Origin of the sequence: Acetobacter persici (assembly GCF_018256955.1) — a bacterium.
GTDB classification, from domain to species: domain Bacteria; phylum Pseudomonadota; class Alphaproteobacteria; order Acetobacterales; family Acetobacteraceae; genus Acetobacter; species Acetobacter persici.
Genome location: NZ_JAERKU010000001.1, coordinates 303,729 through 326,249 on the forward strand (window position 1 = coordinate 303,729; position 22,521 = coordinate 326,249).

Genomic DNA, 22,521 nt, shown 5'->3' on the forward strand with positions numbered 1-22,521 from the left:
CAGCAAGGATCATAACGGCAAGACAGGCTGGCACGATGTGTCAGCCTGTTTCTTTGTCTGACCCGCCTCAGACGGACTTTGAAAGCAGGTTGATGACCAGCACCCCGGCCATGATCAGCGCAATTCCGGCAAGGGCGGGCAGGTCCAGAGACTGTTTAAAAACCAGCGCCCCGATCAGGGATACCAGCACAATCCCCACGCCCGACCAGATGGCGTAGACCACACCCACAGGAATGGTTTTGATGGGCAGCGAGAGACAGTAAAACGCAACCCCGTAGCCGACCAGACTCATGAGACCGGGCAGGCGCTTTTCAAAACCATGCGATGCCGTCAGGCAGGACGTTGCCAGCACTTCAGCCAGAATGGCCACCGCCAGAAAAAGATACGGTTTACCGGGCACGTGTGACCTCACCAGACAACGACAGAATACAGCGCAGCGCGCGCATGACTGACCCTGCCAGACCACAAGGGAGACAGACAAGACCATAAGCCTGAGAAAAGGCAGGCACTCTATGTTCAGCTTCCTGTCAGGTTCGGGCTGTATGCAGGCTTCTCATACGTTTCTGCGTCCTCTGCCTGCCCGTGCCGGGCCTGTTGAGGGCCGCATCATGTTCAGACCGGGGTGTAGGATATCTGATGAAGGCCTCTCGCTGCTGCCTTACTCTGCTGATAGCTCTCGGCACTCTGCGCCCGGTCTATGCTCAGACCGCATCCGCCGCCTTCAGTGAGACCGCATCCCCGCGTGAGCGCCTCTCCTTTCCCGATGCCCTCGCACTCGCCTGGGCACAGGACCCGCGCCGGGCTGAACTGGGCACCAATCGCCGCTCGGCAGAGGCCCGCGCCAGAGCCGCCGGAAGCTGGTTTGCGGGAGGGCCATCCCTCTCCGGTTCGTATTTTGATGACCATGCCGTAGGCTCCAACCTCGGCTACACCACGTATGAAGGGGGCGTGAGTGTGCCGCTCTGGCTACCGGGGCAAGGCAATGCCACCCGGAAAATGGCCCGTGCCGATGCAGAAGCCGCTGCCGAACGCAGCAGTGCCGAGCATATGGCACTGGCGGTTCGCCTGCTGGATGCCTCTGCGGCGGCTCTGCTGGCCCGCAGGCGTGTTGCAACCACTCAGGCCCTTGCATCTGCCGCAGCCCGGCTGAACACCACGGTGGCGCGCGCAACCCGTGTGGGGGAAACAACGCAGGCAGACCAGCAAATGGCGGAAGCCGCCCTTGCTACCGCCCGGACGGATGCCGCCATGGCGCAGGAGGAAGCGCAGACCGCAGACGCCGGACTGGTTGCCTTGCTCGGCACGCCGGTTGTGCCTGACCTTCTGGCATTTTCTGTACCCGGAAGTGCAGAAGAAAAACTGGTTGCGCATACGGTGGAAGACAATGACCCGCGAGTGCGGGCGGCGCAGAAAGAGAGTGCCGCAGCCCGTGCGGATCTGCTGCTGGCACGACGCTCCTTTATGCCCAACCCGGAGATTGGTGTGGGCGCCATTCATGAAAAACAATATGGCAGCCCGTGGGATAACCGCGTTGGTGTCAACTTCACCATGCCTCTGCCCAGTGCCGTGCATAATGCCCCCCTGCTGGCGGAAGCGCGCAACCGGCTGGCGGCGGCGGAAACGCAGGAAACACTGGCCCGCCGGATGGTGCGGCAGGAACTGGCGCAAATTCGTGCGCGTCTGGCCGCTGCCTCTGCGGCCCGGCAAAGTGCTCAGACCGCCGCACAGCAACTGGACCGCCGGGCCGATTTGCTGGAACGGTCATGGAAATTGCAGGAAAATTCTCTGGATGATGCCCTCCGGGCACGGCAGGCCGCCTATATGGCTGATCTGGTGAGAGACCGCGCGGAAATCCTCTGGCATAGCGCCATTCTCCGCGCCCTGATTGCGGCAGGCGCGGTGCCGGGACTGGAACAAACACCCACACCACGCCCCACCCAGCCCGGACCGTTAACCGGTCCTGCCTCGGCAGAGAACGAAACCCTGCATGAGCCGGACATGCCCCACACCCGGCAACCGGGGGAAGCACTGCGTATCCCTGAAATGGTGTCCGCTTCCCGCAGCAGCGGCGGGCCGATGCCATGAGCAGACAGACTCAGCCCTCTTCTTTTCATGCCTTGTCCTGCAGAGCCTCCATGCAAAAAGCCAGAGTTATTTTTGAAAAACCCGCAGCCCTGATCATCACGTCTCTTGCTGTCGCTTTTCTGAGTGTTCCGGCCCTGCCTATCAGTGCGCAGGCTGAAGAGGCCACCCTCACTCCCCTGACCCTGTCCGCCGAAGCAGTCCGGAATGAGGGGCTGCGCGTGGTCCCGGTCACACGGGGCACACTGGCGCATAGTGTGCCTGCCATGGCCCGCGTTCTGCCGGATACAACGCGCACCGTCACCCTCCATACAGCAGGGGACGGGAAAGTGCTGTCTGTGCTGGTGCTTCCGGGGCAGAATGTAAAAACCGGTCAACCGCTCTTGACTTATCAGAACCACACACTCCATCTGGCCCGCCTGCAGGATGCGCAGACACGCGCCGCCCTTGCCGCCGCCAGAGCGGATCAGGCCAATGCCTCGGCCGCGTATGACCGCGCCCGTGCGCTGGCAGGCACGACGGTCTCTGTTGGAGAAATGCGCAGACGGCTGGCCGTGCTGAAAGAAACACAAAACGCGGTTGCAACCCATGAGGCTGAACTGGGTGTGCTGGCCCACCGCTTACAGGAAGAATACACCTCTCCCACGGAACAACATGGAGAGGATGAAACCTCGACCATCATTTCCCCGGTAGACGGCACGATCACGCAGGTTGAAACGGCGGTCGCGGCTGATGTCGTGCCCCCTCAGCCCCTGCTGACAGTGAGTGACACGGCCCATGTCTGGGTTGTGTCCGATGTGCCGCCACAGGATGCGCAGATGCTGGTGCCCGGCGGCAGGCAGGAGACATTCCTCCCACCCGCGGGTAATGCCCCGTCTTCTCCGGCCCTGCAGTCCACCATTGCGACCATTGAGACTGCCGCAGACCCGGCAACCGGGCTGGTGCGTGTGCTGAGCCGCGTTGCCAACCCGGCAGGACATTTACGCCCCGGCATGATGCTGAACAGCCTTCTGCAAACAACGCAGACAGGAACAGGCCTGCTTGTACCGGCACAGGCAATTCAGAACATTGGCGGCCAGACAGTCGTTTTTGTGCAGACAGCCCCGGAGCATTTTCAGCCCACACCTGTCCGCACCGGGATGGAAGACAATGACACAACTCTTGTTCTGTCGGGGCTGAAACAGGGGGATCAGGTTGTGAGCGATGGCAGTCTGGCTCTCAAAGCCATGGTGATCCTGCCCGGTATGGATGCGGACTGAACCTGTGCGCAGCATTTTTGAAAAACTCAATCAGGCCCGCTTTCTGCTTCTGGCCTCTCTGGTCCTGCTCATGGCGGGCGGCTGTCTTGTTCTGTCCGGTCTGCCGGTGGAGGCCGTGCCGGATATTTCCCCCCAGCAGGTGCTTGTTTCTGCCGTTGCCCCCGGTCTGGCGACGGAAGAAGTAGAAAAGCTGATTACTTTTCCAGTGGAAAGCAGCATGGCAGGTATTCCGGGTGTAAAAGACCTGCGCTCCGTCTCCCGCTCCGGGGTTTCGGTGGTTTATATCCAGTTTCAGGACACGTCCGATATCAATCTGGACCGCACCCGCGTGACCGAACGCATGGCGCAGGCGCGTGCCATGCTGAGCATTCCCGGCGTCACTCTGAACATGGGGCCCCTGACAACCGGCATGGGCGAGATTTTCCAGTTTCAGCTTAAAGGGCCCGGCGTATCGCTCATGGAGCTTAACCGCCTGATGAACTGGACGGTCGCCCCGCAGCTCAAACTTGTGCCGGGTGTGGCGGAGGTCAATATTGGCGGCGGCGCTGAAGAAACCTGGAAGATCACGCTCGACCCCACTCGCCTGCTGGCCTATGGCCTGTCCGTAGGGGATGTGTACCGCGCTATTGATGCCAGTAACGCCGCAGCCGGTGGCGGCTGGATTGAGCACCATGCCGAACAGCAGGTGGTGGCCGGGCGCGGCCTTTTACGGTCCCTGCACGATTTTGGGGCCATTACCGCCAAAACCGGGCCGGGAGGCACAGCCATCCGCCTGCGGGATCTGGGCCGCATCAGCACCGGGCCACGCACCCGTCTGGGTGCCGTCACCCGTGATGGTGGCGGAGAAATTGTGACCGGCGTGGTGATGATGGAAAAAGGTGCCAGTTCCGATGCCACGCTGGCAGGCATCCGGGCCGCCCTGCCCGCTATCACGCAGTCCCTGCCAAAGGGCGTCACACTCGACCCTTTTTATAACCGTGCAATGCTGACCAGCCGCACCATTGCCACGGTGCGTGAAAATCTGCTGATCGGCGCGGCACTTGTCGTCGCAGTTCTGCTGGCGGTGATTGGCAATCTGCGGGCCTCCCTGCTTATTGCGTCCGTTATCCCGTTTGCACTGGTCTGCGCCATGACGGGCATGCGGGTATTTGGCATTTCTGCCAATCTGCTCAGTCTGGGCGCGATTGATTTCGGCATGATTGTGGATAGCTCACTGGTGGTGGTCGAGCACGTCCTCAGCCGCCGCCTGCGGGAACCTGATGCGCCGTTTGGCGCACTGGTCCGCTCTTCCGCAGAGCAGGTGATGCGGCCAGTCAGTTTCGCCATTCTTGTTATCATCATGGTCTATCTGCCAGTGCTGACACTGGAGGGTATTGAAGGCCGGATGTTCCGCCCCATGGCGCAGACCGTCATTATGGCGCTGGCGGCCTCCCTGCTGTACTGCGTGGTGTGGATTCCAGTCCTGTGCGTGTCCGTTCTGCGGACAGCCCATGTTCCGCATGAAACGCGGCTGATGGCATGGCTGCGCAGGCACTATCAGCCCCTCTTCTCCCTCTGTGCCCGTAGGCCGAAGCTCCTGATTGGCAGCAGTCTGGCCATCTGCCTGCTGGCCGCCGGGCTGGCCATGACACTGGGCAGCGAATTTGTGCCGCAACTGGAGGAAGGTGCTCTGGCGCTACACGCCATGCGCCTGCCCTCTGCCTCCCTGAGCACCGTGCTGCATACCGTGCAGCAGCAGGAAAAACTGATTAAAAGTTTTCCGGAGGTGGAAACTGTTGTCAGCAATACCGGCACCGCCGCCATCCCGACGGACCCTATGGGCCAGAATGAAACTGACAGCTTCATTCTGCTCAGACAGCCCATGACCGGACGCTCACAGGCCGAACTGGTTACGGCGCTGAATGCTTCTTTACAAAAAAACCTGCCCGATGCTCTGTATTCCTGGAGCCAGCCCGTACAGATGCGCATGGATGATCTGCTCTCCGGCGTGCGCACTCCCATTGCCATCTCCATTTTCGGGGATGATCTGCCAACCCTCACCCGCCTTGGGGAACAGGTTGTCAAAGCGCTTAACACTGTGCGCGGTGCGGCGGATGTCATGGCGGAAGATGAAGGCGCAGTGCCGTTTGTGCATATCGACGTCAACCGGGAAAATGCTGGCCGCCTGAATGTCCGTGTGCAGGATATTCTGGATATGGTGGAAGCTATCGGCGGGCATATCGGTCGCCCCGTGACGGCGGAAAACGCTCTTATCGCTACGCAGGCCCAGCTAGACCCGGCATGGACTGGCTCCCTGAGCGCACTCGCGACGCTGCGGGTTCCGCAGGCAGACGGGCGCGGGACGGTGCTGCTCTCTCAGGTTGCGGATATTCGCCAGCAGGACGGGCCACCGCGTATCAGCCGCGATGATATCCGGCGGCGTGTTGTCATACAGGCCAATGTGCGCGGGCGGGATCTGGCATCTTTTGTGGCAGACGCACAAAAGACCGTGCAGCGCACCGTCCCGCTTCCGCACGGCTATACCCTGCGCTGGGACGGGCAGTTTAAAAACCTTCAGTCTGCCTCAAAAAGGCTGGCTCTTGTCGTGCCCATTGCCCTGACCCTTATTTTCCTGCTGCTGGTTGCGGCCCTTGGCACCGTCAGGCTGGCGCTTCTGGTGTTCTGCAATCTGCCACTGGCGGCCTCTGGCGGCATTTTTGCGCTCGTGCTGCGCGGACTACCTTTCAGCATTTCCGCAGGGATCGGGTTTATTGCGCTGTTTGGCGTGGCGGTGCTGAATGGCGTGGTGCTTGTCAGCACGGCGGAGCAGATCCGCCGCCGGGGCGCTGGCGCGGCCCGCGCCGGATTTACAGCCGCCAGAGAACGCTTCCGCCCGGTGATGGCCACAGCGCTTGTCGCCAGTCTAGGCTTTTTTCCCATGGCCTTTTCCGCCTCTGCCGGGGCGGAAGTGGAACGCCCTCTGGCCAGTGTGGTGATTGGCGGGCTGGTGACCTCCACCCTGCTGACCTTGTTTGTTTTGCCTCTGCTCTATGCGCGTTTTATGAAGGACAAAAGCCGCCCGGAAGAGGATACCAGCCCCTATGCGCATCCTGATTGTGGAAGATGAGCCCCATCTGGGCGCAGCCGTGCAGGAACGGGTGCGGCAGGCAGGCCACACGGTAGACTGGTTTACCACGCTGGAAGATGCACGCGCCGCTCTGGTAGCCGTACAGTATGATGTACTGCTGCTGGACCTTGGGCTACCAGACGGCAGCGGGCGAACTTTACTACGGGAAATCCGCCAGACATCCTCCCCGCTGGCTGTGCTGATTACCACGGCGGAAGATCAGGTGAGTGACCGTATTGCCGGACTTTCTGAAGGGGCGGATGATTATCTGGCAAAACCCTATGATCTGGATGAACTGGTTGCCCGCATTACCGCCGTCGGCCGCCGCTATCGGCCACTGGTGGATAATCGCCTGAAAGTCGGCGATATCGAGATTGATCTTGAACGCTCCCGCCTGACGCGGGACGGACAGGCCATTGATCTGACCGCGCGGGAATGGGCACTGGTGGAACTGCTGGCGCGCAGGCCAGGCGCCATCTGCTCACGTGAGCGGATAGAAGATGCGCTTTATAATCTTGAAGAAGAAATTGGCAGTAACACCATAGAAGTTTTTGTCAGCCGCGTGCGTAAAAAACTCGGCGCAGACATTATCCGCACGGTGCGCGGCCGTGGCTACTGCCTTGAACAACCCGCCAGCGCATGACATCCGCACCTCCACCCACCCCTGCGCACCATCCCACACCCATGGCCGGAGAGTTACGCTCTTCTATGAGCACATCAGAAGCCCCGGACCCGCACACCCTGCCTGCCTCTGCGGGCAAACCTGCGCGCCCATGGCGGCTGGCAACACGGCTGATCCGGGGTGTGACAGGCGTGGTGGTGGGCTGCCTTGCCATTGTCACGCTCATGACAGCCGGTTTTACAAAATATGAAATTACCGAACGGCTGGATGACTCCCTGCAGGAAGTGGGGGAGCGGCTACAATTTGCAGTGCTGGCCCTCAAACAGCAGGCACCGGGGCAGGATGTTGCGCATCTGTCCGATATTAAACCAACGTCTCTGGCTTACCAGATTACCGATACGGCGGGACATGTTCTGCTGCGGTCCTCCAATGCGCCTGCACAGCGGTTTGGCGTTCCGCTATCGGGCGGGTTTTACATGCTCCCACAGTTCCGGGTGTATGTGACCCCGGCTGCGCAGACCGACCGGTTTATTCTGGTGGGGGAGCCACGCCTGCACCGCACACAGGCCACGCACCGCGCCATTCTGATTGCCGTGGTGCCCATTATCGGTTCTGTGCCCTGTATCTGGCTGCTGGTGATCTGGATTGTACGGCGTGGGCTGCGCCCTCTTGTGCGGTTGCAGGATGAAATTCGTGAACGTGGCAGCGGCAACCTTACCCCTGTGCCAGAACTGGCATTACCGGTTGAACTGTCCGCCATTCAGGTCGCGGTGAACTCCCTTCTGGAGCGTTTGCAAAAAGCCCTTTCTGCGGAACGCGCCTTTGCCGCCAATGCCGCGCATGAACTCCGCAACCCGATTGCCGCTTTGCTGGCGCAAGCCCAGATGCTGCGCGCTGCGGCACAAGACACATCCCCTGCATCCGCAGCGGCAGAACATACAAACGCCACCCCCGACAACACGCCCGGCCCAGCAAACACAGCAGATACCACCCAGCGGCTGGATACGCTGATCAGCCAGATCCACCGACTGAGCCGGACAGTGGAAAAGCTCCTGCAACTCTCCCGCGCGGTGGCTGGCACGGCCTTACGGCGCGATCTGTTTGACCTGCTGCCTGTCCTGCATGTTGTGGCGGACGAACTGGACCGGCCAGACCATGCCTCCCCGCGTATTGTGATTGAAACGGGCGCTCTGAACACGCTGGATGTACTGGGCGATCTGGATGCCGCGGGGATTTTACTGCGTAATCTTCTGGAGAATGCCCTCCGTTATAGTCCGCAAGGCTCTGCCGTACAGGTGCATGTTACGGCCACAGCGGCCCTCCCGCCCTGCTGCCATGCAGAAGGCCCTGTCCCCTCCGGTCAGGCTGCGGTGTTTGAACACGGTGCCTGCGTGACAATCCAGAATCTCTGCGCGCCGCTCGCCCCGGATCTGCTCAACCGGCTGACAGACCCATTTGTGCGCGGCAATGCCAGCACGGAGGGCAGCGGTCTGGGGCTGGCCATTGCGCGCACCATCGCCCGACAAATGGCAATCCGTATGGATCTGTTCTCCCCCATCCCGGGGCAGAATACCGGATTTATGGTGCAACTGACGTTTCAGAAAGCCGCTGGCCGCCTCTGAAAGAGTCAGACAACAGAACGCCGTGCTCCGCAAAGGCTAAACAGGCCTCACAAAGCACGGCGTCAGAAAATTCAGAAAACCTAAGGTTCAACCGGGCGGGTTAGCCGATTTTTGCGAGGCCACCCATATAAGGCCGCAGAACCTCCGGCACCGTAATGGAGCCATCTTCATTCTGGCCGTTTTCCATCACGGCAATCAGCGTGCGTCCGACAGCCAGACCAGAGCCATTCAGCGTATGCACAAACACCGGTGCCCCACCACCCTGCGGGCGGAAACGGGCATTCATGCGGCGGGCCTGAAAGTCCCGCGTGTTGGAGCAGGACGAAATTTCACGCCATGCGGCCTGCCCCGGCAGCCATGCCTCAAGGTCAAACGTCTTGGCTGCGCCAAACCCGGTATCCCCTGCACAGAGCAGCACCCGGCGATAGGCCACACCCAGCTTTTCCAGAATACTTTCCGCACAGCGCGTCATGCGCTCATGTTCGGCTTCACTCTCTTCCGGCGTAGTGACGGAAACCATTTCCACTTTTTCAAACTGATGCTGACGCAGCATCCCGCGCACGTCCCGCCCGGCAGAACCGGCCTCACTCCGGAAGCACTGGCTGAGTGCCGTCATCCGGCGCGGCAGGGTGGCGGCGTCCAGAATGTCCCCGGCAACAGAGGCCGTCAGCGGCACTTCCGCCGTGGGGATCAGCCAGCGACCATCTTCCGTGCGGAAAGACTGATCCGCAAATTTTGGCAGCTTGTCCGTGCCGTACATGGCGGCATCATTCACCAGCACGGGCACCTGAGTTTCCTCATAGCCGTTTTCATCCGTGTGCTGGTCCAGCATGAACTGCCCCAGCGCACGCGCCAGACGGGCCAGCGCCCCACGCAGCACCACAAAGCGAGCACCGGAGAGTTTGGAGGCCGTGCCGAAATCCATCAGCCCAAGGGCTTCCCCCAGTTCAAAATGCTGGCGGGCCGTAAAGCTGAAGTCCGGCGGCGTGCCCCAGACATGCTGGATCACGTTGGCTGTTTCATCCGGGCCTTCCGGCACGGAGGGGTCAAGCCGGTTGGGCAGGCTGGCCAGAACCTCATTGCTCTGACCTTCCAGATCCGCCACCCGCAGTTCCAGATGTTCCATGTCAGAACGCAGGGTAATGGCTTCAGCTTCCAGCGCGCTGCTATCCTCGCCAGTGCGTTTCAGCGCGCCAATTTCCCGCGCCAGCGCTTTCCGGCGGGCCTGCTTTTCCTGCAGGGCCGTCAGGGCCAGACGCCGTTCTTCATCCCATGAGACAAGCTTCTGCGCGACAGGGGCAATCCCGCGGCGGGCGAGATCGGCATCAAAAGCGGCAGGGTCTGCGCGCAGCGCGCGGATATCATGCATGGGTCAGGAAGCCTCTTGCTCTGGAGTGGTCTCTTCAGACAGCGGGTCCGGCTTTGTTTTTGGTTCAACAAGCCGGGCTGCCAGAATGGAAATTTCGTAAAGAAGGACGAGCGGCACCGCCAGCCCGACCTGAGTAATCACATCCGGCGGCATCAGAATGGCGGCAATCACAAACGCCCCCACAATGGCATACCGGCGGAAGCGCCTGAGCATATCCGCGGTTACAATCCCTACCCGTGCCAGCAGGGTGAGCACCACAGGCAGCTCAAACGCAACACCAAACGCCATGATCAGCTTCATGACGAGTGAGAGATATTCAGACACTTTGGCCTGCAGCTCAATCTGCACCCCGCCAGAACTGCCCGGCGTCTGGAAAGACAGGAAGAACCGCCATGCAATGGGGAAAATGAAGTAATAAGCCAGCGCCGCGCCAAGCAGAAACAGGATGGGCGTTGCAATCAGAAACGGGGCAAACGCCCGCTTTTCTGACCGATACAAACCGGGAGCAATAAAAATCCATGCCTGAATGGCGATAATGGGGAAGGACATGAAGGCCGCCCCAAAAAATGCCACGCGGATATAGGTGAAAAAGGCCTCATAAAGAGCGGTGTAAATCAGATGCGGCTGCTCTCCCTGCTGCCGCATGATCTCGCCCAGCGGCCGCGCCAGAAAGAGGTAAATATCACCCGCAAAATGGTAACAGAGCGCAAAACACACCAGAAAGGCCGCACCAGACCATAAAAGCCGGCGGCGCAGTTCAAGCAGATGGTCAATCAGCGGCATCGGCTGATCGTGAATCGGATCCTGCTGCAGGGGTTCGTTCTCCTTCATAGCCCGCGTCCGGCTCCCATACCCGCATCAGCCTCTCCGGGATAATCGCCTGCGGGCGGGCTTCCGGCGGGCAGGCTTCCTGCCTGCTGGCCCGGCACCGCTGGCCCCGGAGCCACCCGGCGCTGTCCGTGCATCAGCCGGACAGGGGGCAGGATGGCGGGCGGGAAAAGCCGCTCACGTTCCTTGATAATGCGGCGCACATGGTGCGGCGGCAGTTCCGCCGGGGCGTCCACCACTTCATCTTCCACCAGCGGATTCAGGTCATCCAGCGCGTGGCTGCTCACCGCTGTAGGCGGCAGACTGGGCAGGCCGACGCTCCGTTCTTCCAGCATGGCGGTTGAACCCCCTGCCCCCCCGGACAGGCCTGCGGGGCGCGGCGGCGTATCCAGCGCACGCGGGCCTGCGGGGCGGATGCCTGATGGTTCCTCAAAAGACCGTGCCAGTGTGCCATCACCATCAATGGCTTTCATGATACGGCCACGCACGTTCAGGTTGCGCAGGTCGCGCACATGGTCCCGCACTTCCGTCAGGTCCGCCTCACGCACCATTTCATCGACGTGGGACTGGAACTCGCTGGCCATTTTGCGCGCTTTTTTGACAAAGCCCGCCAGACCCCGGATGGCCACAGGCAGGTCCTTCGGACCAATGACGACCAGCGCCACCGCCCCTATCAGCGCAATTTCCGACCAGGCAAAATCAAACATCCGCAGGACTACCCTTCAGCATGGACGCAGATCTATCACGACCGCTCCGGCTCGGAAACCGTTGCAGCGGGGGCATCTGCCTGTTGTCCGGGAGTTCCCTCCTCAGGCGCGGGCTCTACATCCGCTTCCGGAGCTGCCTCAGCAATGGTCACTGCCTGTTCCGCAGGCGTGACATCCATATATGCTTCGCCCTGAACGCCTTCTGCCTCGTCCTGCACGTTGCCCTCATCAGATGCGTCGCCCTCCTGATCCTGTGCCACAGCCGGTGCGGATTTACTGGCGGAAGTCAGGGTATCCGGCACGTCTACCAGCAATTCTTCACGCCGGGGCAGATCTGACAGCGCCCGCAGGCCAAAATGCCGCAGGAAATCGGGCGTTGTGCCCCATAACACCGGGCGGCCCGGCACTTCCTTGCGCCCGCGCGGGGCAACCAGCGATGCCTCAATCAGCGTATCCAGCACCGTCTGGCCAAGGCTGACACCGCGAATTTCTTCAATTTCCACACGTGTACAAGGCTGGTGATAGGCAATAATGGCCAGCGTTTCCATAACGGCGCGCGGCAGGCGACGCGGCTTTTCCAGCACGCGCGTCAGGGCCGGGGCCAGATCTGGCGCGGTGCGAAACTGCCAGCCTCCCGCCACCTCAACCGGCTGCACGCCACGCCCCTCATACTGCGCGACAAGTGCCGCCATCACAGAGGCGACAAACGCGCCCAGATCCTCCACTCCGTCCGGCACAAGCTGACGCAGTTCCAGCAACTCCGCCAGACGCCGCAGACTGACAGGCTCGGTGCCTGCAAAAATCAGAGCCTCCGCCAGACGCACAGCATCCTCCGGAACAGCAACGGCCCCTCCGGCATCATCCGGCACAGTGCCAGACAAAGCGGCCACAATCCCGTCTTCATCCTTCCCGGACTGGATGGCGTGCGGAATCTGCGCTGGTTCTTCGCTCATCGGGTCTCCCTGCCTGTGTTCCGCGCGTCATAACCGGGCCGCTGTTCAGGCATCATGCGTCTCATCCTCCGGCACATCGTCCTGCACCTCCTGCGGGCGCAGAAGAATTTTGCCGAATGTTTCATCCTGCCGGAACTCCAGCCGCCCACTTTTTGCCAGTTCCAGCCCGGCAATCAGGGTGCCGGCAACGGCTGCCCGGCGCTGGCGCATGGCTTCCTCCCCCACCCCTTCTTCCGGCAACTGCTCGGGCAGAAACGCATCCAGACTGTTCCAGCCCGGCGGCGTTTTCCCCAGCAGGCGGGTCAGGCGGGAGAGCGCATCCTGCACGGTCCAGAACCGGATAGTGCGCGGGGCGTAAATCCGCTTCCGGGCTATGCGCCGCATCGCCGCCATATAGGCGCGCATCAGTTGCGGCATATCAAGCGCCAGACCGGAGCGGTCAATTTCAATCAGGGTTTCGCCCTCGCCACGGGCAAAAACATCCCGGCCCAGACGCGGCCGCGTTTCCAGCCAGCGGGCCAGTTCCGTCATGCAGGCCAGTTCAATCAGCCGTTCCTGCAACAGTTCGGCAGCATCTTCCCCTTCCGCCGCCAGATCATCTTCCGCGGGCAGAAGCAGGCGGGATTTCAGCCAGGCCAGCCAGGCCGCCATCACCAGCCAGTCCGCAGCCAGTTCCAGCCGCACTTTGCGGACAGACTCTACAACCGCCAGATATTGTTCCACCAGTTGCAGGATGGAAATACGGGAGAGGTCAACCTTCTGTGCCCGCGCCAGATCAAGCAGCAGATCAAGCGGACCTTCAAACCCGTCCAGTGACAGCAAGGGCACACGCGGCACCCCGCCCTCCGCCGTAACCGGGGCAGACCCATTCAAAGCCCCTGCCTGATCAGGCAGAGGCTCCAATGTTTCTAGCTCTGGCGCGCTGTCCGGCGGCTGCGGGGCATCCATTCTGTCTGCCCTTAATGGACCTGAGTGCAGCCCAGCCCGCGTTCCCGCACGGCACTACAGAAGCTCCGCGTTTCCGCCACGGACGCAAAACCACCAACCCGCAGACGGTAGAAGATTGCATTATCGCGCTGCACCTTCTCAATCACCGGAGTACGGTCCGCAAACAGGGTTGAATAGTGCGTTTTAAGGCGGCTCCACTCCTGCTGCGCCTGCGCTTCACTCTGAAGGGCAGCTAACTGAACACGGAATTTGCCCCCTGTGGCAGCAGGCGATACCGGCGCAGCCGCAGGGGCCGCACTTGCGGCCGGGCGACTTTCTTCCGGTTTCCGTGCAGCATCGGCATCCTCTGCCGGAGCCGTCTTTTTCGCGACGGCCTTTGGCGGGATTTTGGCAGGCACCGGCGCGGTGGGAGCCGGGACACTGGCTGCCGTATCGCCCGCCGCAGAGTCATCCGCAACACCAGCACTGGAGTCCGGCAGGCTTTCAGGCTGCTGAGGCGCATCCGCCTGTGCCGCAGCCCCGGGGGCGGCCGGAGCAGCCGATGCGGAAGCATCCCCGGCCGGAGCCGTGCCCTCTGGCGCTGAGGCAGGCGCTTTCGCCTGATCCGCAGAAGCAGGACTGCCCGCCGCAGCGCCGTCAGTTGCATCCGTTTTGGCGGCCTGCTGGCCATACTGCGCGGCCAGCGCCCCCGGATTAGGCTTTTCCGGTGCTGGCACCGGGTGCGCCTGCCCGTCATCCGCGTCCGGCGTGCTCAGGCCATCAACCTGCATCCCACCCGGATCAACCGGTTTGGTCTTCATGGAAACCGGCGGCGGCCCCAGAACCGGGATGCCGCTCTGATGGTGGCCCATCAGCGCCCAGCCGCCAATGCCAAGCACCAGCAGGCCGCCGAGACCAGCAGCCCCGTAAACCAGTCTGCGGGTCCCGGTATCGCTGCTCAGAAACTGGGAAATCACGCTCCCGCCCGCGCTCCCTGCGGGTGCGGCCGGACGGCGTGGCGGAGAGGCATCATAATCCGTGCTCATGCGTTCCCGCGCACGGTTGATCCGCTCGTCAAAAGTCCCTTTGTCGTTTTCACTCATTAACGCATCTCCTCCACAGGCTCGACGCCCATGACAGCCAGTCCGGACCGGATAACGGTTGCGGTTGCTGCAACCAGCGCCAGCCGCGCCCGGGTGGCGTCCGGCGCATCAGGCTGGAGGAAGCGCAAAGACGCATCATCCCGCCCACGGTTCCATAGCGCGTGGAAATCACCCGCCAGATCCGCCAGATAGAAGGCCACGCGGTGCGGTTCCCGCGCAAGGGCTGCGGATTCAACCAGACGCGGCCATTCCGCCATCCGGCGGACCAGCGCCATTTCTGCATCAGAATTCAGGCAATCCAGCGGCACGGCGGCAAGAGCCTCCGGCGTGACCGCGCCATATGTGCCTTCTTCCTGCGCAGCCCGCAGCACGGAGCGGCAGCGCGCATGCGCATACTGCACGTAAAAGACCGGGTTATCGCGCTTCTGCGCCACCACCAGATCCAGATCGAACTCCATCTGCGCATCGCTTTTGCGGGTCAGCATGGTGAAGCGCACGGCATCCTTGCCCACTTCATCAATCAGGTCCCGCAGCGTGACAAATGTGCCGGCGCGTTTAGACATTTTGACCGGCTGGCCATCCCGCAGAATATGCACAATCTGGCAGAGCACGACTTCCAGCGGCACGGTATCGTTCGTCACGGCGCGCACGGCGGCCTTCATGCGTTTGACGTACCCACCATGGTCCGCACCCCAGACGTCCACCATCATCTGCGCACCACGGGCCACCTTGTCCGCATGGTAGCCAATATCATTGGCGAAATAGGTATTGGTGCCGTCCGACTTACGCATCGGGCGGTCCACATCATCCCCAAACTGGGTGGAGCGGAACAGGAGCTGCTCACGCTCTTCCCAGTCATCCGGCAGCTTGCCTTTGGGCGGCTCCAGCACGCCCTCATACAGCAGACCCTGTTTTTCCAGCGTGGCGATGGCCGCATCCGTCACACCATCCCGCAGAACCCGCGCTTCAGACGTAAAGACGTTCTGATGCACTCCAAGGGCCGCCAGATCATCTTTAATCGCCAGCAGCATCTGCGCCACGGCAAAGTCCCGCACGGTGTCCAGCCATGTCAGTTCCGGGGCCGGGTTTGCGCCGGGTTCCGCCAGATTGTCCCCATACTGGGCCATCAGCGCTTCCCCGACCGGGATCAGATACTCACCGCGATATTGCAGGCCGGTGGGGGTCAGGGCGTCAAACGCCTCTTCCGTCACCGTCGTCCCGAGCGCCTGCAGGTAACGCCAGTACACAGCCCATGCCAGCGCCTTAACCTGCGCCCCGGCATCATTGATGTAGAATTCCTTTGTGACGTCAAACCCGGCCTTGGCCATCAGGTTTGCCAGCGCATCCCCCACAACGGCCCCGCGGCAATGGCCGACATGCATCGGGCCGGTCGGGTTGGCGGAGACATATTCCACATTTACCCGAACACCCGCGCCGGACTGCGACTCGCCATAGGCTTCCCCGGCGTTCAGCACGGCTGGCAGCGTGGCGCGCAGCACATCCGGGGTCAGGGTCATGTTCACAAAGCCTGGCCCGGCAGCCGCCACGCGGGCAACGCCTTCAACCTTTTCCAGCGCAGCCACCAGATCCGTTGCAATGTCGGCAGGCTTCCGGCGGGCCGCTTTGGCCAGCAGCAGAGCCGCATTGGTTGCCATATCCCCATGTGCGGGGTCACGCGTCGGGGTGACTTCCACACGGGCCAGCGTTTCTTCCGACACATCAGGCAACATCGCCCGAACGGCGGCCAGAACGTGGTGACGATAACGCTGGAACAAACAGTCTGACATTACACTCAAGATCCCAAAGAAAGCGGCAGAACCGCGTTTTCAGCCTGCTATGGACAGATCAGTCAACCGGCGATGTTCTTCCATCGCGTAGCGATCCGTCATGGAGGCAACATAATCGGCCACAGTCCGCCGTAATCCGGCGTCATCCCCCGCCAGTGCAGGCTCACGCCAGCCATCGGGCAGCAATCTGGGCGACTCCACCAGAATTGTGAAGAGCTCGGACGTCACACGCTTTGCCTTGTAGGTCATGCGGTTGACGCGCCAGTGCCGGTAAAGCTTTGCAAACAGGAACTTTCTGATCTCCTTGTTGGCGTCCGCCATGGCCGGGCTGAAAGCCACCACGGGTTCCGGCGCCGCGCGGATATCCTCCACACTCTGCGGCGCGAGAGCAGCCAGCCGCTTCCGGGTGCAGACCAGCACGTCCGTCGTCAGCGCATGGATCACGCGCCGGACCATTTCATGCCGGATGCGCTGCCTTTTATGCGGCGTACCCTCCGGCAGATCAGCCGCAAGCCTGCGCGCTTCCCGCAGGGCATCCCCCACCAGCGGCACATCCACCAGATCATCCAGCGAGAGCAGACCAGACTTCACGCCATCATCCAGATCATGCCCGTGATAGGCAATATCATCCGCCAGCGCAGCCACCTGCGCCTCGGCCGAGGCATAGGTCCCCAGATTCAGCGACCACAGCGCATCAATCTCGCGCAGGCGCTCGGACGGGTTGCGCACCGGGCCGTTATGTTTGGCCAGCCCTTCCAGCGTCTCCCATGTCAGATTCAGGCCATCAAACGCCAGATAACGGCGCTCCAGCAAAGTGACCTGCCGCAAGGCCTGCGTGTTGTGATCAAACCCGCCCCAGGGCTGCATCTGGGCGGCAAGGGCATCCTCCCCGGCATGGCCAAACGGGGTGTGGCCCAGATCATGCGCCAGCGCGACTGCCTCCGTCAGGTCCTCATCCAGCAGCAGATACCGCGCCATGGACCGCGCCACCTGAGCAACCTCCAGAGAATGGGTCAGCCGGGTGCGGAAAAAATCACCTTCATGGTTGATGAAGACCTGCGTTTTATATTGCAGGCGGCGGAAGCCGGAGGAATGTACCACGCGGTCCCGGTCCCGCTGCCAGGGAGAACGCGTGAGCGATTCCTCCTCCGCATGCAGGCGGCGGCCCCGGCCCGGCGCCATCTGCACGGCATAGGGGGCAAGAAATGTCTGTGACGCAGCCTGTAATCCCATAAGCCTTCTGGTCCTGCCTGCTCTGATGTGAGCGGTTGTGCCCTGCGCCCCTGTGAGGACGCACATCGCGCCCTATACACTAGGGCATTGCATGAAAATTGACCATGTTCCTCCACCCTGCCCCTTCAAACCGGGGCGTGCGCACGCTATCTAGAAACCATGACCCAGCCCCTGCCCTTTTCCGTCTCCGATGCCGCAGCCGCGCGCATTGCCCGCGTTATCGCCACACGCACCGCCTCTGCCTCCACAGAAGGGAAAGCACCCCCCGCTGCCCTGCGCGTGGCCGTGGAAGCTGGTGGCTGCAACGGCTTTCAGTATCAGTTCAGACTGATCGGGCAGGACGATATTGCCCCGGATGATATCAGGCTGGACAAGGGCGAGGCGCTCGTGATTGTGGACCCGGTAAGCCTTGACCTGCTGGCCGGGGCGGAACTGGATTTTGCGGATAAACTGATGGGCGCGCATTTTACGGTGAACAACCCGAACGCGGCGTCCTCCTGCGGGTGTGGCACGAGCTTTTCCGTCGCATGAAAATCGCAAGCTGGAACGTCAATTCCGTTCGCCAGCGTCAGGACCTGATTCTGGACTGGCTCAAGCGCACTGCGCCTGATGTGCTGATGATGCAGGAAATCAAATGCGAGACCGCGCAGTTTCCTGCCGAAATCTTTCGGGAGGCCGGATATGAGTGCGCCGTGGTTGGCCAGAAATCCTATAACGGGGTTGCCACACTGGTGCGGGGCGCGTTTGAAACCACCAGTGACCATCTGCCCGGTTTTGAAAACCCCGCGGCCCGCTATGTGGAAGTGCGCACACAGGGAGTGACGCTCGGCAATCTCTACCTGCCCAACGGCAACTCCGGCGGCGAGGACGGCTACGCAACCAAGCTGGCTTTTTTTGAAGCCCTTGCCCGTCGCGCCCAGAGCTTTCTGCATGCCGATACGGATTTTGTGCTCGCCGGAGACTATAATGTCTGCCCGACGCCGGAAGACTGTGCTCCCGGCGCGCTGGGGCCAGATGATGCCCTTGTGCGGCCGGAAAGCCGGGCCGCATGGCGCAGGCTGGTCTGGCTTGGGCTGACGGACGCCCTGCGCGCCGTCCAGCCTACCGGCACAGCCTATACATTCTGGGATTATCAAGCCGGAGCCTGGCAGCGCGACAGTGGCCTGCGGATTGACCACGCCCTTCTCTCCCCCCGCATTGCAGAACGGCTGCTTGATGCGCACCCGGATAAGGACGAGCGCGCGATGGAACGCCCGTCCGACCATGTCCCGCTGATTGTGACGCTGAAAGACCCGGCTCCCGCAGCCTGACCCGGCCCCAAGTAAAATCACCCGCACTCCGCGGGACGCAAGACGGAGTTTGCCATGAGTGCAGCCCCCCAGCCCCTTCTTTCCATGGCGCAGGCTGTTGCAGAAGGCACGCTCCGCAGCCGGGACCTGATAGAGCAGGCACTCGACCGCATTACGGACACGCACGGAGAAGGTGCCCGCACCTTTGTCGCCGTGCACGCAGAGGCAGCCCGTGCTGCGGCGGATGAGAGTGATCAGCAACGCAGGCAGGGTCGACCCGTGCCCGCGCTTTCTGGCCTGCCTGTGTCCATTAAAGACCTGTTTGATGAAGCCGGGTCTGTCACCAGAGCAGGCTCCCGCGTATTGGAAAACGCCCCTGCCGCCACGCAGGATGCCCCGGCCATTGCCAACCTGCGCAAAGCGGGGCTGATTTCCATTGGCCGCACGAACATGACGGAGTTCGCGTTCTCGGGCGTCGGCATTAACCCGCATACCGGCACACCCGCCAACCCGTGGGACAGAGCCAGTCGGCGTATTCCCGGTGGCTCGTCTTCCGGGGCCGCCATTTCCGTCACGGATGGTATGGCCGCAATCGGGATCGGGAGTGACACCGGGGGGTCCTGCCGTATCCCTGCTGCCCTCACCGGTCTGACGGGTTACAAACCAACGGCCTCCCGTATTTCCACCGCAGGCACTGTTCCACTGTCCTTCACGCTGGATTCCATTGGAAGTCTGGGCCGTACGGTCTCCTGCTGCCGGATGGCCGACCGCGCTCTGTCCGGGCAGACCGTAACGCTGACAGACGCCGCTGAGCCCGCCACGAGCAGCGCACCCCGTCTGGCTGTCTTGCGCACATACGTCACCAAAGACATGGATGAGACCGTGGCCCGGACCTATGAGCAAGCCTTGCACCGGCTTGAACAGGCGGGCGCAACACTGACCGACATTGCGTTCCCGGAACTGGAGACTCTACCGGATATCAACAGGCTCGGCGGCTTTCCCGCCCCGGAATCCCTGACATGGCATACTAAACTGATTGAACACCACGCCGACCTTTATGATCCGTTTGTTCTGAAGCGTATTTTACGCGGCAGGGAACAGACGGCAGTCGACTACATCACGCTCAGACTACGCCGCGATGCCCTGATCGCCCGCGCTGCCGAAAGACTGGACGGGTATGACGCCATCCTGATGCCAACAGTGCCCATTATCGCCCCCCGCATTGACGCTCTGCACGAGGAGGAGATTTACGCCGCCACCAACCTCCTGCTGCTGCGCAACCCGACCCTCACCAATTTTCTGGACCGCTGCGCCATCAGCCTCCCCTGCCACAAACACGGGGAGGCCCCTGTCGGCCTTATGGCGATGGGGCAGCATAGGGGGGATGAGCGGCTGTTTGCTGTCGCGACATGGATGGAACAGGCACTGGAGACTATCAGACAATGAGATGGTTCAGATCACGCCTCGTCTGCCGTTTACTGGGGCATCGGTGGTCTGGATGGACGCTCCAGCGTTCGTGGGATGGCAAACGCGACTTCCTCCACCGCCACTGCACACGCCCCGGCTGCCTCGCGACCGAGAAAAAAGCAGCCTGACAGGTGGAAATATTGATATTCCCTGTTTCAGATGGCCGACGCCCCCTCAGGCAGATGGCCCCATACCGGAGGATCAGAGGGTCCTCCTCTCAGTTTCAAGGGAGGCAGATTTGAAGAAAACCATTCCGGCCGCACTGGCACTTCTTCTGGTGTCCTCTGCGGCACAGATCCCTCTGCCAGCCTTGGCGGCGCAAGCGGCAGAACCGAACGAAATTTCTGAAAATGCCCCGGCTGCTCCCGAGCGCGCGGCAAAGAAAAATGCAGAAGCTACCGTCATTATGAAGGCGGAGATCGGCAAGGACGGACGCAACCTGAACTGCCGCATTATTCACAGTGAAAAGCCGGAACTCGACGATATTTCGCTCGATTATTGCCGCAACACAAAATACCGCCCCCCGATCCGCAACGGTGTGCCTGTCAAGGAGCACGACCATCTGATCACGGTAAAATACGGCACCGATAACTAATTCAGTTTCACCTGCAAGATGGCAGGCAATGCGCTGTGTCAGGCCGGACACTCCACCCGGCCTGACACACTGGTTCAGCCATGTGTTGGCATGACAAATTCCGCACCAGAGCGAATTCCTGCTGGCCAGCGCTGCGTCACGGCTTTCATGCGGGTGAAGAAACGCACCCCTTCCGGCCCGTGCATGTGGTGGTCTCCAAACAGGGAGTCTTTCCAGCCCCCGAAAGAGTGGAACGCCATCGGCACAGGAATAGGCACGTTCACCCCAACCATTCCGGCTTTTACAGAATGTGCAAATGTTCTGGCGGCGTCTCCATCCCGCGTGAAAATGGCAGTCCCGTTTCCAAACGGGCTATCATTAATCAGCTTGAGAGCCGCATCAAAATCCGGCGCACGCATAACGCACAGAACTGGCCCGAAAATTTCTTCGCGGTAAATGTCCATCTCCTGCGTCACGTGATCAAAAAGTGAGCCCCCGATAAAAAATCCGCCTTCATGGTCCTGCACTTTTATCGTGCGCCCGTCCACGACCAGTGTTGCCCCCTGACTGACGCCGGACTCCACCAGTCCGGTCACGCGGGCCAGATGCTGTGCCGTAACAAGCGGGCCCATCTCACTGGCGTCATGCGTGCCGTTTCCAATGGTGATGGCCTTTACCTTTTTCTCCAGCTCGGCAACCAGTTTATCCGCAACCGGCCCAACTGCTACGGCGACGGAAATAGCCATACAACGCTCCCCCGCTGAGCCGTAGGCCGCACCGATCAGCGCATCGACCGTTTTATCCAGATCACAGTCCGGCATGACAAGCGCATGGTTTTTCGCGCCGCCCAGCGCCTGCACACGTTTTCCGTGCGCTGTCCCTGTCGCGTAAACATGCTGGGCAATCGGCGTGGACCCCACAAAGCTGACCGCCGCAATATCCGGATGTTCCAGAATGGCGTTCACCATATCCTTATCTCCATGCACAACCTGAAAAACACCATCTGGCAGACCAGCTTCTTTCAGAATTTCCGCCAGCAGGACGGATGCAGACGGATCACGCTCGGAAGGCTTCAGAATAAAGCAGTTGCCCGTTGCCAGAGCCATAGGCGCCATCCATAACGGCACCATCACCGGAAAGTTAAAGGGTGTGATCCCCGCAGCAATCCCGACAGGCTGGCGCATGGTCCAGGCATCAATCCCGCGCCCGACCTGCTCTGTATATTCGCCCTTCAAAAGCTCCGGCACGCCAGTCGCAAATTCCACAACTTCCAGACCGCGGGTGACTTCTCCCTTCGCATCAGACAGGATTTTTCCGTGCTCCGATGTAATCACAGCGGCAAGATCATCCATCCGCTGTTCGATAAGATCCCGCGCACGGAACAGCACACGCGCACGCGCCAGAGGGGGCGTTTCCGCCCACGCGGGAAAGGCTGCTTTGGCTGCCGCAACTGCCGTGTTCAGATCATCCTGTGTGCCCAGAACAACTTTTTTAGTGACCTCGCCGGTCGCAGGGTTAAAGACGTCGCCAGTACGGGTGCCCGTTCCCGGCACAGATTTTCCGCCGATGATGTGATGCACTGTCTGCATTGGT

At 61.4% G+C, this 22,521-nt stretch carries 19 protein-coding genes; 9 read left to right on the plus strand and 10 right to left on the minus strand.

The annotated features are described in order from the left end of the window. Positions 1-67: 67 nt before the first annotated feature. Positions 68-400, minus strand: a complete 333-nt coding sequence (locus JK199_RS01405; RefSeq protein WP_086654950.1) for a DMT family transporter — start codon at positions 398-400, stop codon at positions 68-70. Between the two features lie 236 nt (positions 401-636). Here JK199_RS01405 and JK199_RS01410 point away from each other — a divergent pair, with 236 nt between their 5' ends. From JK199_RS01410 to JK199_RS01430, 5 genes are read left to right on the plus strand one after another with little or no spacing between them, the layout of a single operon-like run. After that, positions 637-2,085, plus strand: coding sequence for a TolC family protein (locus tag JK199_RS01410; RefSeq protein ID WP_212373242.1), 1,449 nt, complete (start codon positions 637-639; stop codon positions 2,083-2,085). A gap of 50 nt (positions 2,086-2,135) precedes the next feature. Then, positions 2,136-3,341: an efflux RND transporter periplasmic adaptor subunit gene (locus JK199_RS01415; RefSeq protein WP_212373244.1), complete on the plus strand. Its 1,206-nt coding sequence runs from the start codon at positions 2,136-2,138 to the stop codon at positions 3,339-3,341. Between the two features lie 4 nt (positions 3,342-3,345). Then, a complete protein-coding gene (locus JK199_RS01420) occupies positions 3,346-6,447 on the plus strand; it encodes an efflux RND transporter permease subunit (protein ID WP_342356269.1) in 3,102 nt (1,033 codons plus the stop codon). Beyond that, complete coding sequence (locus JK199_RS01425; protein ID WP_212373247.1) at positions 6,422-7,090, plus strand: response regulator; 669 nt, start codon at positions 6,422-6,424, stop codon at positions 7,088-7,090. The genes JK199_RS01420 and JK199_RS01425 overlap by 26 nt, the downstream gene beginning before the upstream one ends. Next, positions 7,087-8,691 (plus strand): sensor histidine kinase, encoded by a 1,605-nt coding sequence (locus tag JK199_RS01430; protein WP_244984797.1) that lies wholly within the window; start codon positions 7,087-7,089, stop codon positions 8,689-8,691. Before JK199_RS01425 ends, JK199_RS01430 begins: the two co-directional genes overlap by 4 nt. Before the next feature lie 100 nt (positions 8,692-8,791). On the opposite strand, the gene serS is transcribed toward JK199_RS01430, so the two are convergent. Genes serS through JK199_RS01470 form a run of 8 tightly spaced genes read right to left on the minus strand, consistent with a single transcriptional unit; the run spans position 8,792 to position 17,598 of the window. After that, on the minus strand, positions 8,792-10,060 hold the full coding sequence (gene serS, locus JK199_RS01435; protein WP_077931194.1) for a serine--tRNA ligase: 1,269 nt from the start codon (positions 10,058-10,060) through the stop codon (positions 8,792-8,794). 3 nt (positions 10,061-10,063) lie between these two features. Further along, a complete protein-coding gene (gene tatC, locus JK199_RS01440; RefSeq protein WP_212373254.1) occupies positions 10,064-10,891 on the minus strand; it encodes a twin-arginine translocase subunit TatC in 828 nt (275 codons plus the stop codon). Continuing rightward, complete coding sequence (gene tatB / locus JK199_RS01445) at positions 10,888-11,595, minus strand: Sec-independent protein translocase protein TatB (RefSeq protein ID WP_212373256.1); 708 nt, start codon at positions 11,593-11,595, stop codon at positions 10,888-10,890. The genes tatC and tatB overlap by 4 nt, the downstream gene beginning before the upstream one ends. Before the next feature lie 35 nt (positions 11,596-11,630). After that, a complete protein-coding gene (gene scpB / locus JK199_RS01450; protein ID WP_212373262.1) occupies positions 11,631-12,548 on the minus strand; it encodes an SMC-Scp complex subunit ScpB in 918 nt (305 codons plus the stop codon). 45 nt (positions 12,549-12,593) lie between these two features. Further along, entirely contained in the window at positions 12,594-13,496 is a 903-nt protein-coding gene (locus tag JK199_RS01455; RefSeq protein WP_212373264.1) for a segregation and condensation protein A, read from the minus strand. An 11-nt stretch (positions 13,497-13,507) separates the two neighbouring features. Beyond that, a complete protein-coding gene (locus tag JK199_RS01460; protein WP_212373266.1) occupies positions 13,508-14,578 on the minus strand; it encodes an SPOR domain-containing protein in 1,071 nt (356 codons plus the stop codon). Then, positions 14,578-16,365 (minus strand): arginine--tRNA ligase, encoded by a 1,788-nt coding sequence (argS, locus tag JK199_RS01465; protein ID WP_212373273.1) that lies wholly within the window; start codon positions 16,363-16,365, stop codon positions 14,578-14,580. The genes JK199_RS01460 and argS overlap by 1 nt, the downstream gene beginning before the upstream one ends. A gap of 39 nt (positions 16,366-16,404) precedes the next feature. Further along, on the minus strand, positions 16,405-17,598 hold the full coding sequence (locus tag JK199_RS01470; protein ID WP_212373275.1) for a deoxyguanosinetriphosphate triphosphohydrolase: 1,194 nt from the start codon (positions 17,596-17,598) through the stop codon (positions 16,405-16,407). Positions 17,599-17,757: 159 nt separating this feature from the next. Between JK199_RS01470 and JK199_RS01475 the strand changes: the two genes are divergently transcribed. Genes JK199_RS01475 through JK199_RS01490 form a run of 4 tightly spaced genes read left to right on the plus strand, consistent with a single transcriptional unit; the run spans position 17,758 to position 20,949 of the window. Next, positions 17,758-18,129, plus strand: coding sequence for a HesB/IscA family protein (locus JK199_RS01475; protein WP_077931188.1), 372 nt, complete (start codon positions 17,758-17,760; stop codon positions 18,127-18,129). Continuing rightward, complete coding sequence (locus JK199_RS01480; RefSeq protein WP_212373277.1) at positions 18,126-18,908, plus strand: exodeoxyribonuclease III; 783 nt, start codon at positions 18,126-18,128, stop codon at positions 18,906-18,908. The genes JK199_RS01475 and JK199_RS01480 overlap by 4 nt, the downstream gene beginning before the upstream one ends. 54 nt (positions 18,909-18,962) lie before the next feature. Next, positions 18,963-20,333, plus strand: a complete 1,371-nt coding sequence (locus JK199_RS01485; RefSeq protein ID WP_212373279.1) for an amidase — start codon at positions 18,963-18,965, stop codon at positions 20,331-20,333. 1 nt (position 20,334) lies between these two features. Further along, a complete protein-coding gene (locus JK199_RS01490; RefSeq protein WP_212373289.1) occupies positions 20,335-20,949 on the plus strand; it encodes an energy transducer TonB in 615 nt (204 codons plus the stop codon). Between the two features lie 74 nt (positions 20,950-21,023). On the opposite strand, the gene JK199_RS01495 is transcribed toward JK199_RS01490, so the two are convergent. Next, on the minus strand, positions 21,024-22,517 hold the full coding sequence (locus JK199_RS01495; protein ID WP_212373291.1) for a CoA-acylating methylmalonate-semialdehyde dehydrogenase: 1,494 nt from the start codon (positions 22,515-22,517) through the stop codon (positions 21,024-21,026). Positions 22,518-22,521: the final 4 nt, after the last annotated feature.

What these genes read in the sequence shown, in the direction of transcription:
- JK199_RS01410 (WP_212373242.1), top strand. Translation starts at nt 637, where the DNA reads ATGAAGGCCTCTCGCTGCTGCCTTACTCTGCTGATAGCTCTCGGCACT.
- JK199_RS01415 (WP_212373244.1), top strand. Translation starts at nt 2,136, where the DNA reads ATGCAAAAAGCCAGAGTTATTTTTGAAAAACCCGCAGCCCTGATCATC.
- JK199_RS01425 (WP_212373247.1), top strand. Translation starts at nt 6,422, where the DNA reads ATGCGCATCCTGATTGTGGAAGATGAGCCCCATCTGGGCGCAGCCGTG.
- JK199_RS01430 (WP_244984797.1), top strand. Translation starts at nt 7,087, where the DNA reads ATGACATCCGCACCTCCACCCACCCCTGCGCACCATCCCACACCCATG.
- serS (WP_077931194.1), bottom strand. Translation starts at nt 10,060, where the DNA reads ATGCATGATATCCGCGCGCTGCGCGCAGACCCTGCCGCTTTTGATGCC.
- tatC (WP_212373254.1), bottom strand. Translation starts at nt 10,891, where the DNA reads ATGAAGGAGAACGAACCCCTGCAGCAGGATCCGATTCACGATCAGCCG.
- tatB (WP_212373256.1), bottom strand. Translation starts at nt 11,595, where the DNA reads ATGTTTGATTTTGCCTGGTCGGAAATTGCGCTGATAGGGGCGGTGGCG.
- scpB (WP_212373262.1), bottom strand. Translation starts at nt 12,548, where the DNA reads ATGAGCGAAGAACCAGCGCAGATTCCGCACGCCATCCAGTCCGGGAAG.
- JK199_RS01455 (WP_212373264.1), bottom strand. Translation starts at nt 13,496, where the DNA reads ATGGATGCCCCGCAGCCGCCGGACAGCGCGCCAGAGCTAGAAACATTG.
- JK199_RS01460 (WP_212373266.1), bottom strand. Translation starts at nt 14,578, where the DNA reads ATGAGTGAAAACGACAAAGGGACTTTTGACGAGCGGATCAACCGTGCG.
- argS (WP_212373273.1), bottom strand. Translation starts at nt 16,365, where the DNA reads ATGTCAGACTGTTTGTTCCAGCGTTATCGTCACCACGTTCTGGCCGCC.
- JK199_RS01470 (WP_212373275.1), bottom strand. Translation starts at nt 17,598, where the DNA reads ATGGGATTACAGGCTGCGTCACAGACATTTCTTGCCCCCTATGCCGTG.
- JK199_RS01475 (WP_077931188.1), top strand. Translation starts at nt 17,758, where the DNA reads ATGACCCAGCCCCTGCCCTTTTCCGTCTCCGATGCCGCAGCCGCGCGC.
- JK199_RS01480 (WP_212373277.1), top strand. Translation starts at nt 18,126, where the DNA reads ATGAAAATCGCAAGCTGGAACGTCAATTCCGTTCGCCAGCGTCAGGAC.
- JK199_RS01485 (WP_212373279.1), top strand. Translation starts at nt 18,963, where the DNA reads ATGAGTGCAGCCCCCCAGCCCCTTCTTTCCATGGCGCAGGCTGTTGCA.
- JK199_RS01490 (WP_212373289.1), top strand. Translation starts at nt 20,335, where the DNA reads ATGGTTCAGATCACGCCTCGTCTGCCGTTTACTGGGGCATCGGTGGTC.
- JK199_RS01495 (WP_212373291.1), bottom strand. Translation starts at nt 22,517, where the DNA reads ATGCAGACAGTGCATCACATCATCGGCGGAAAATCTGTGCCGGGAACG.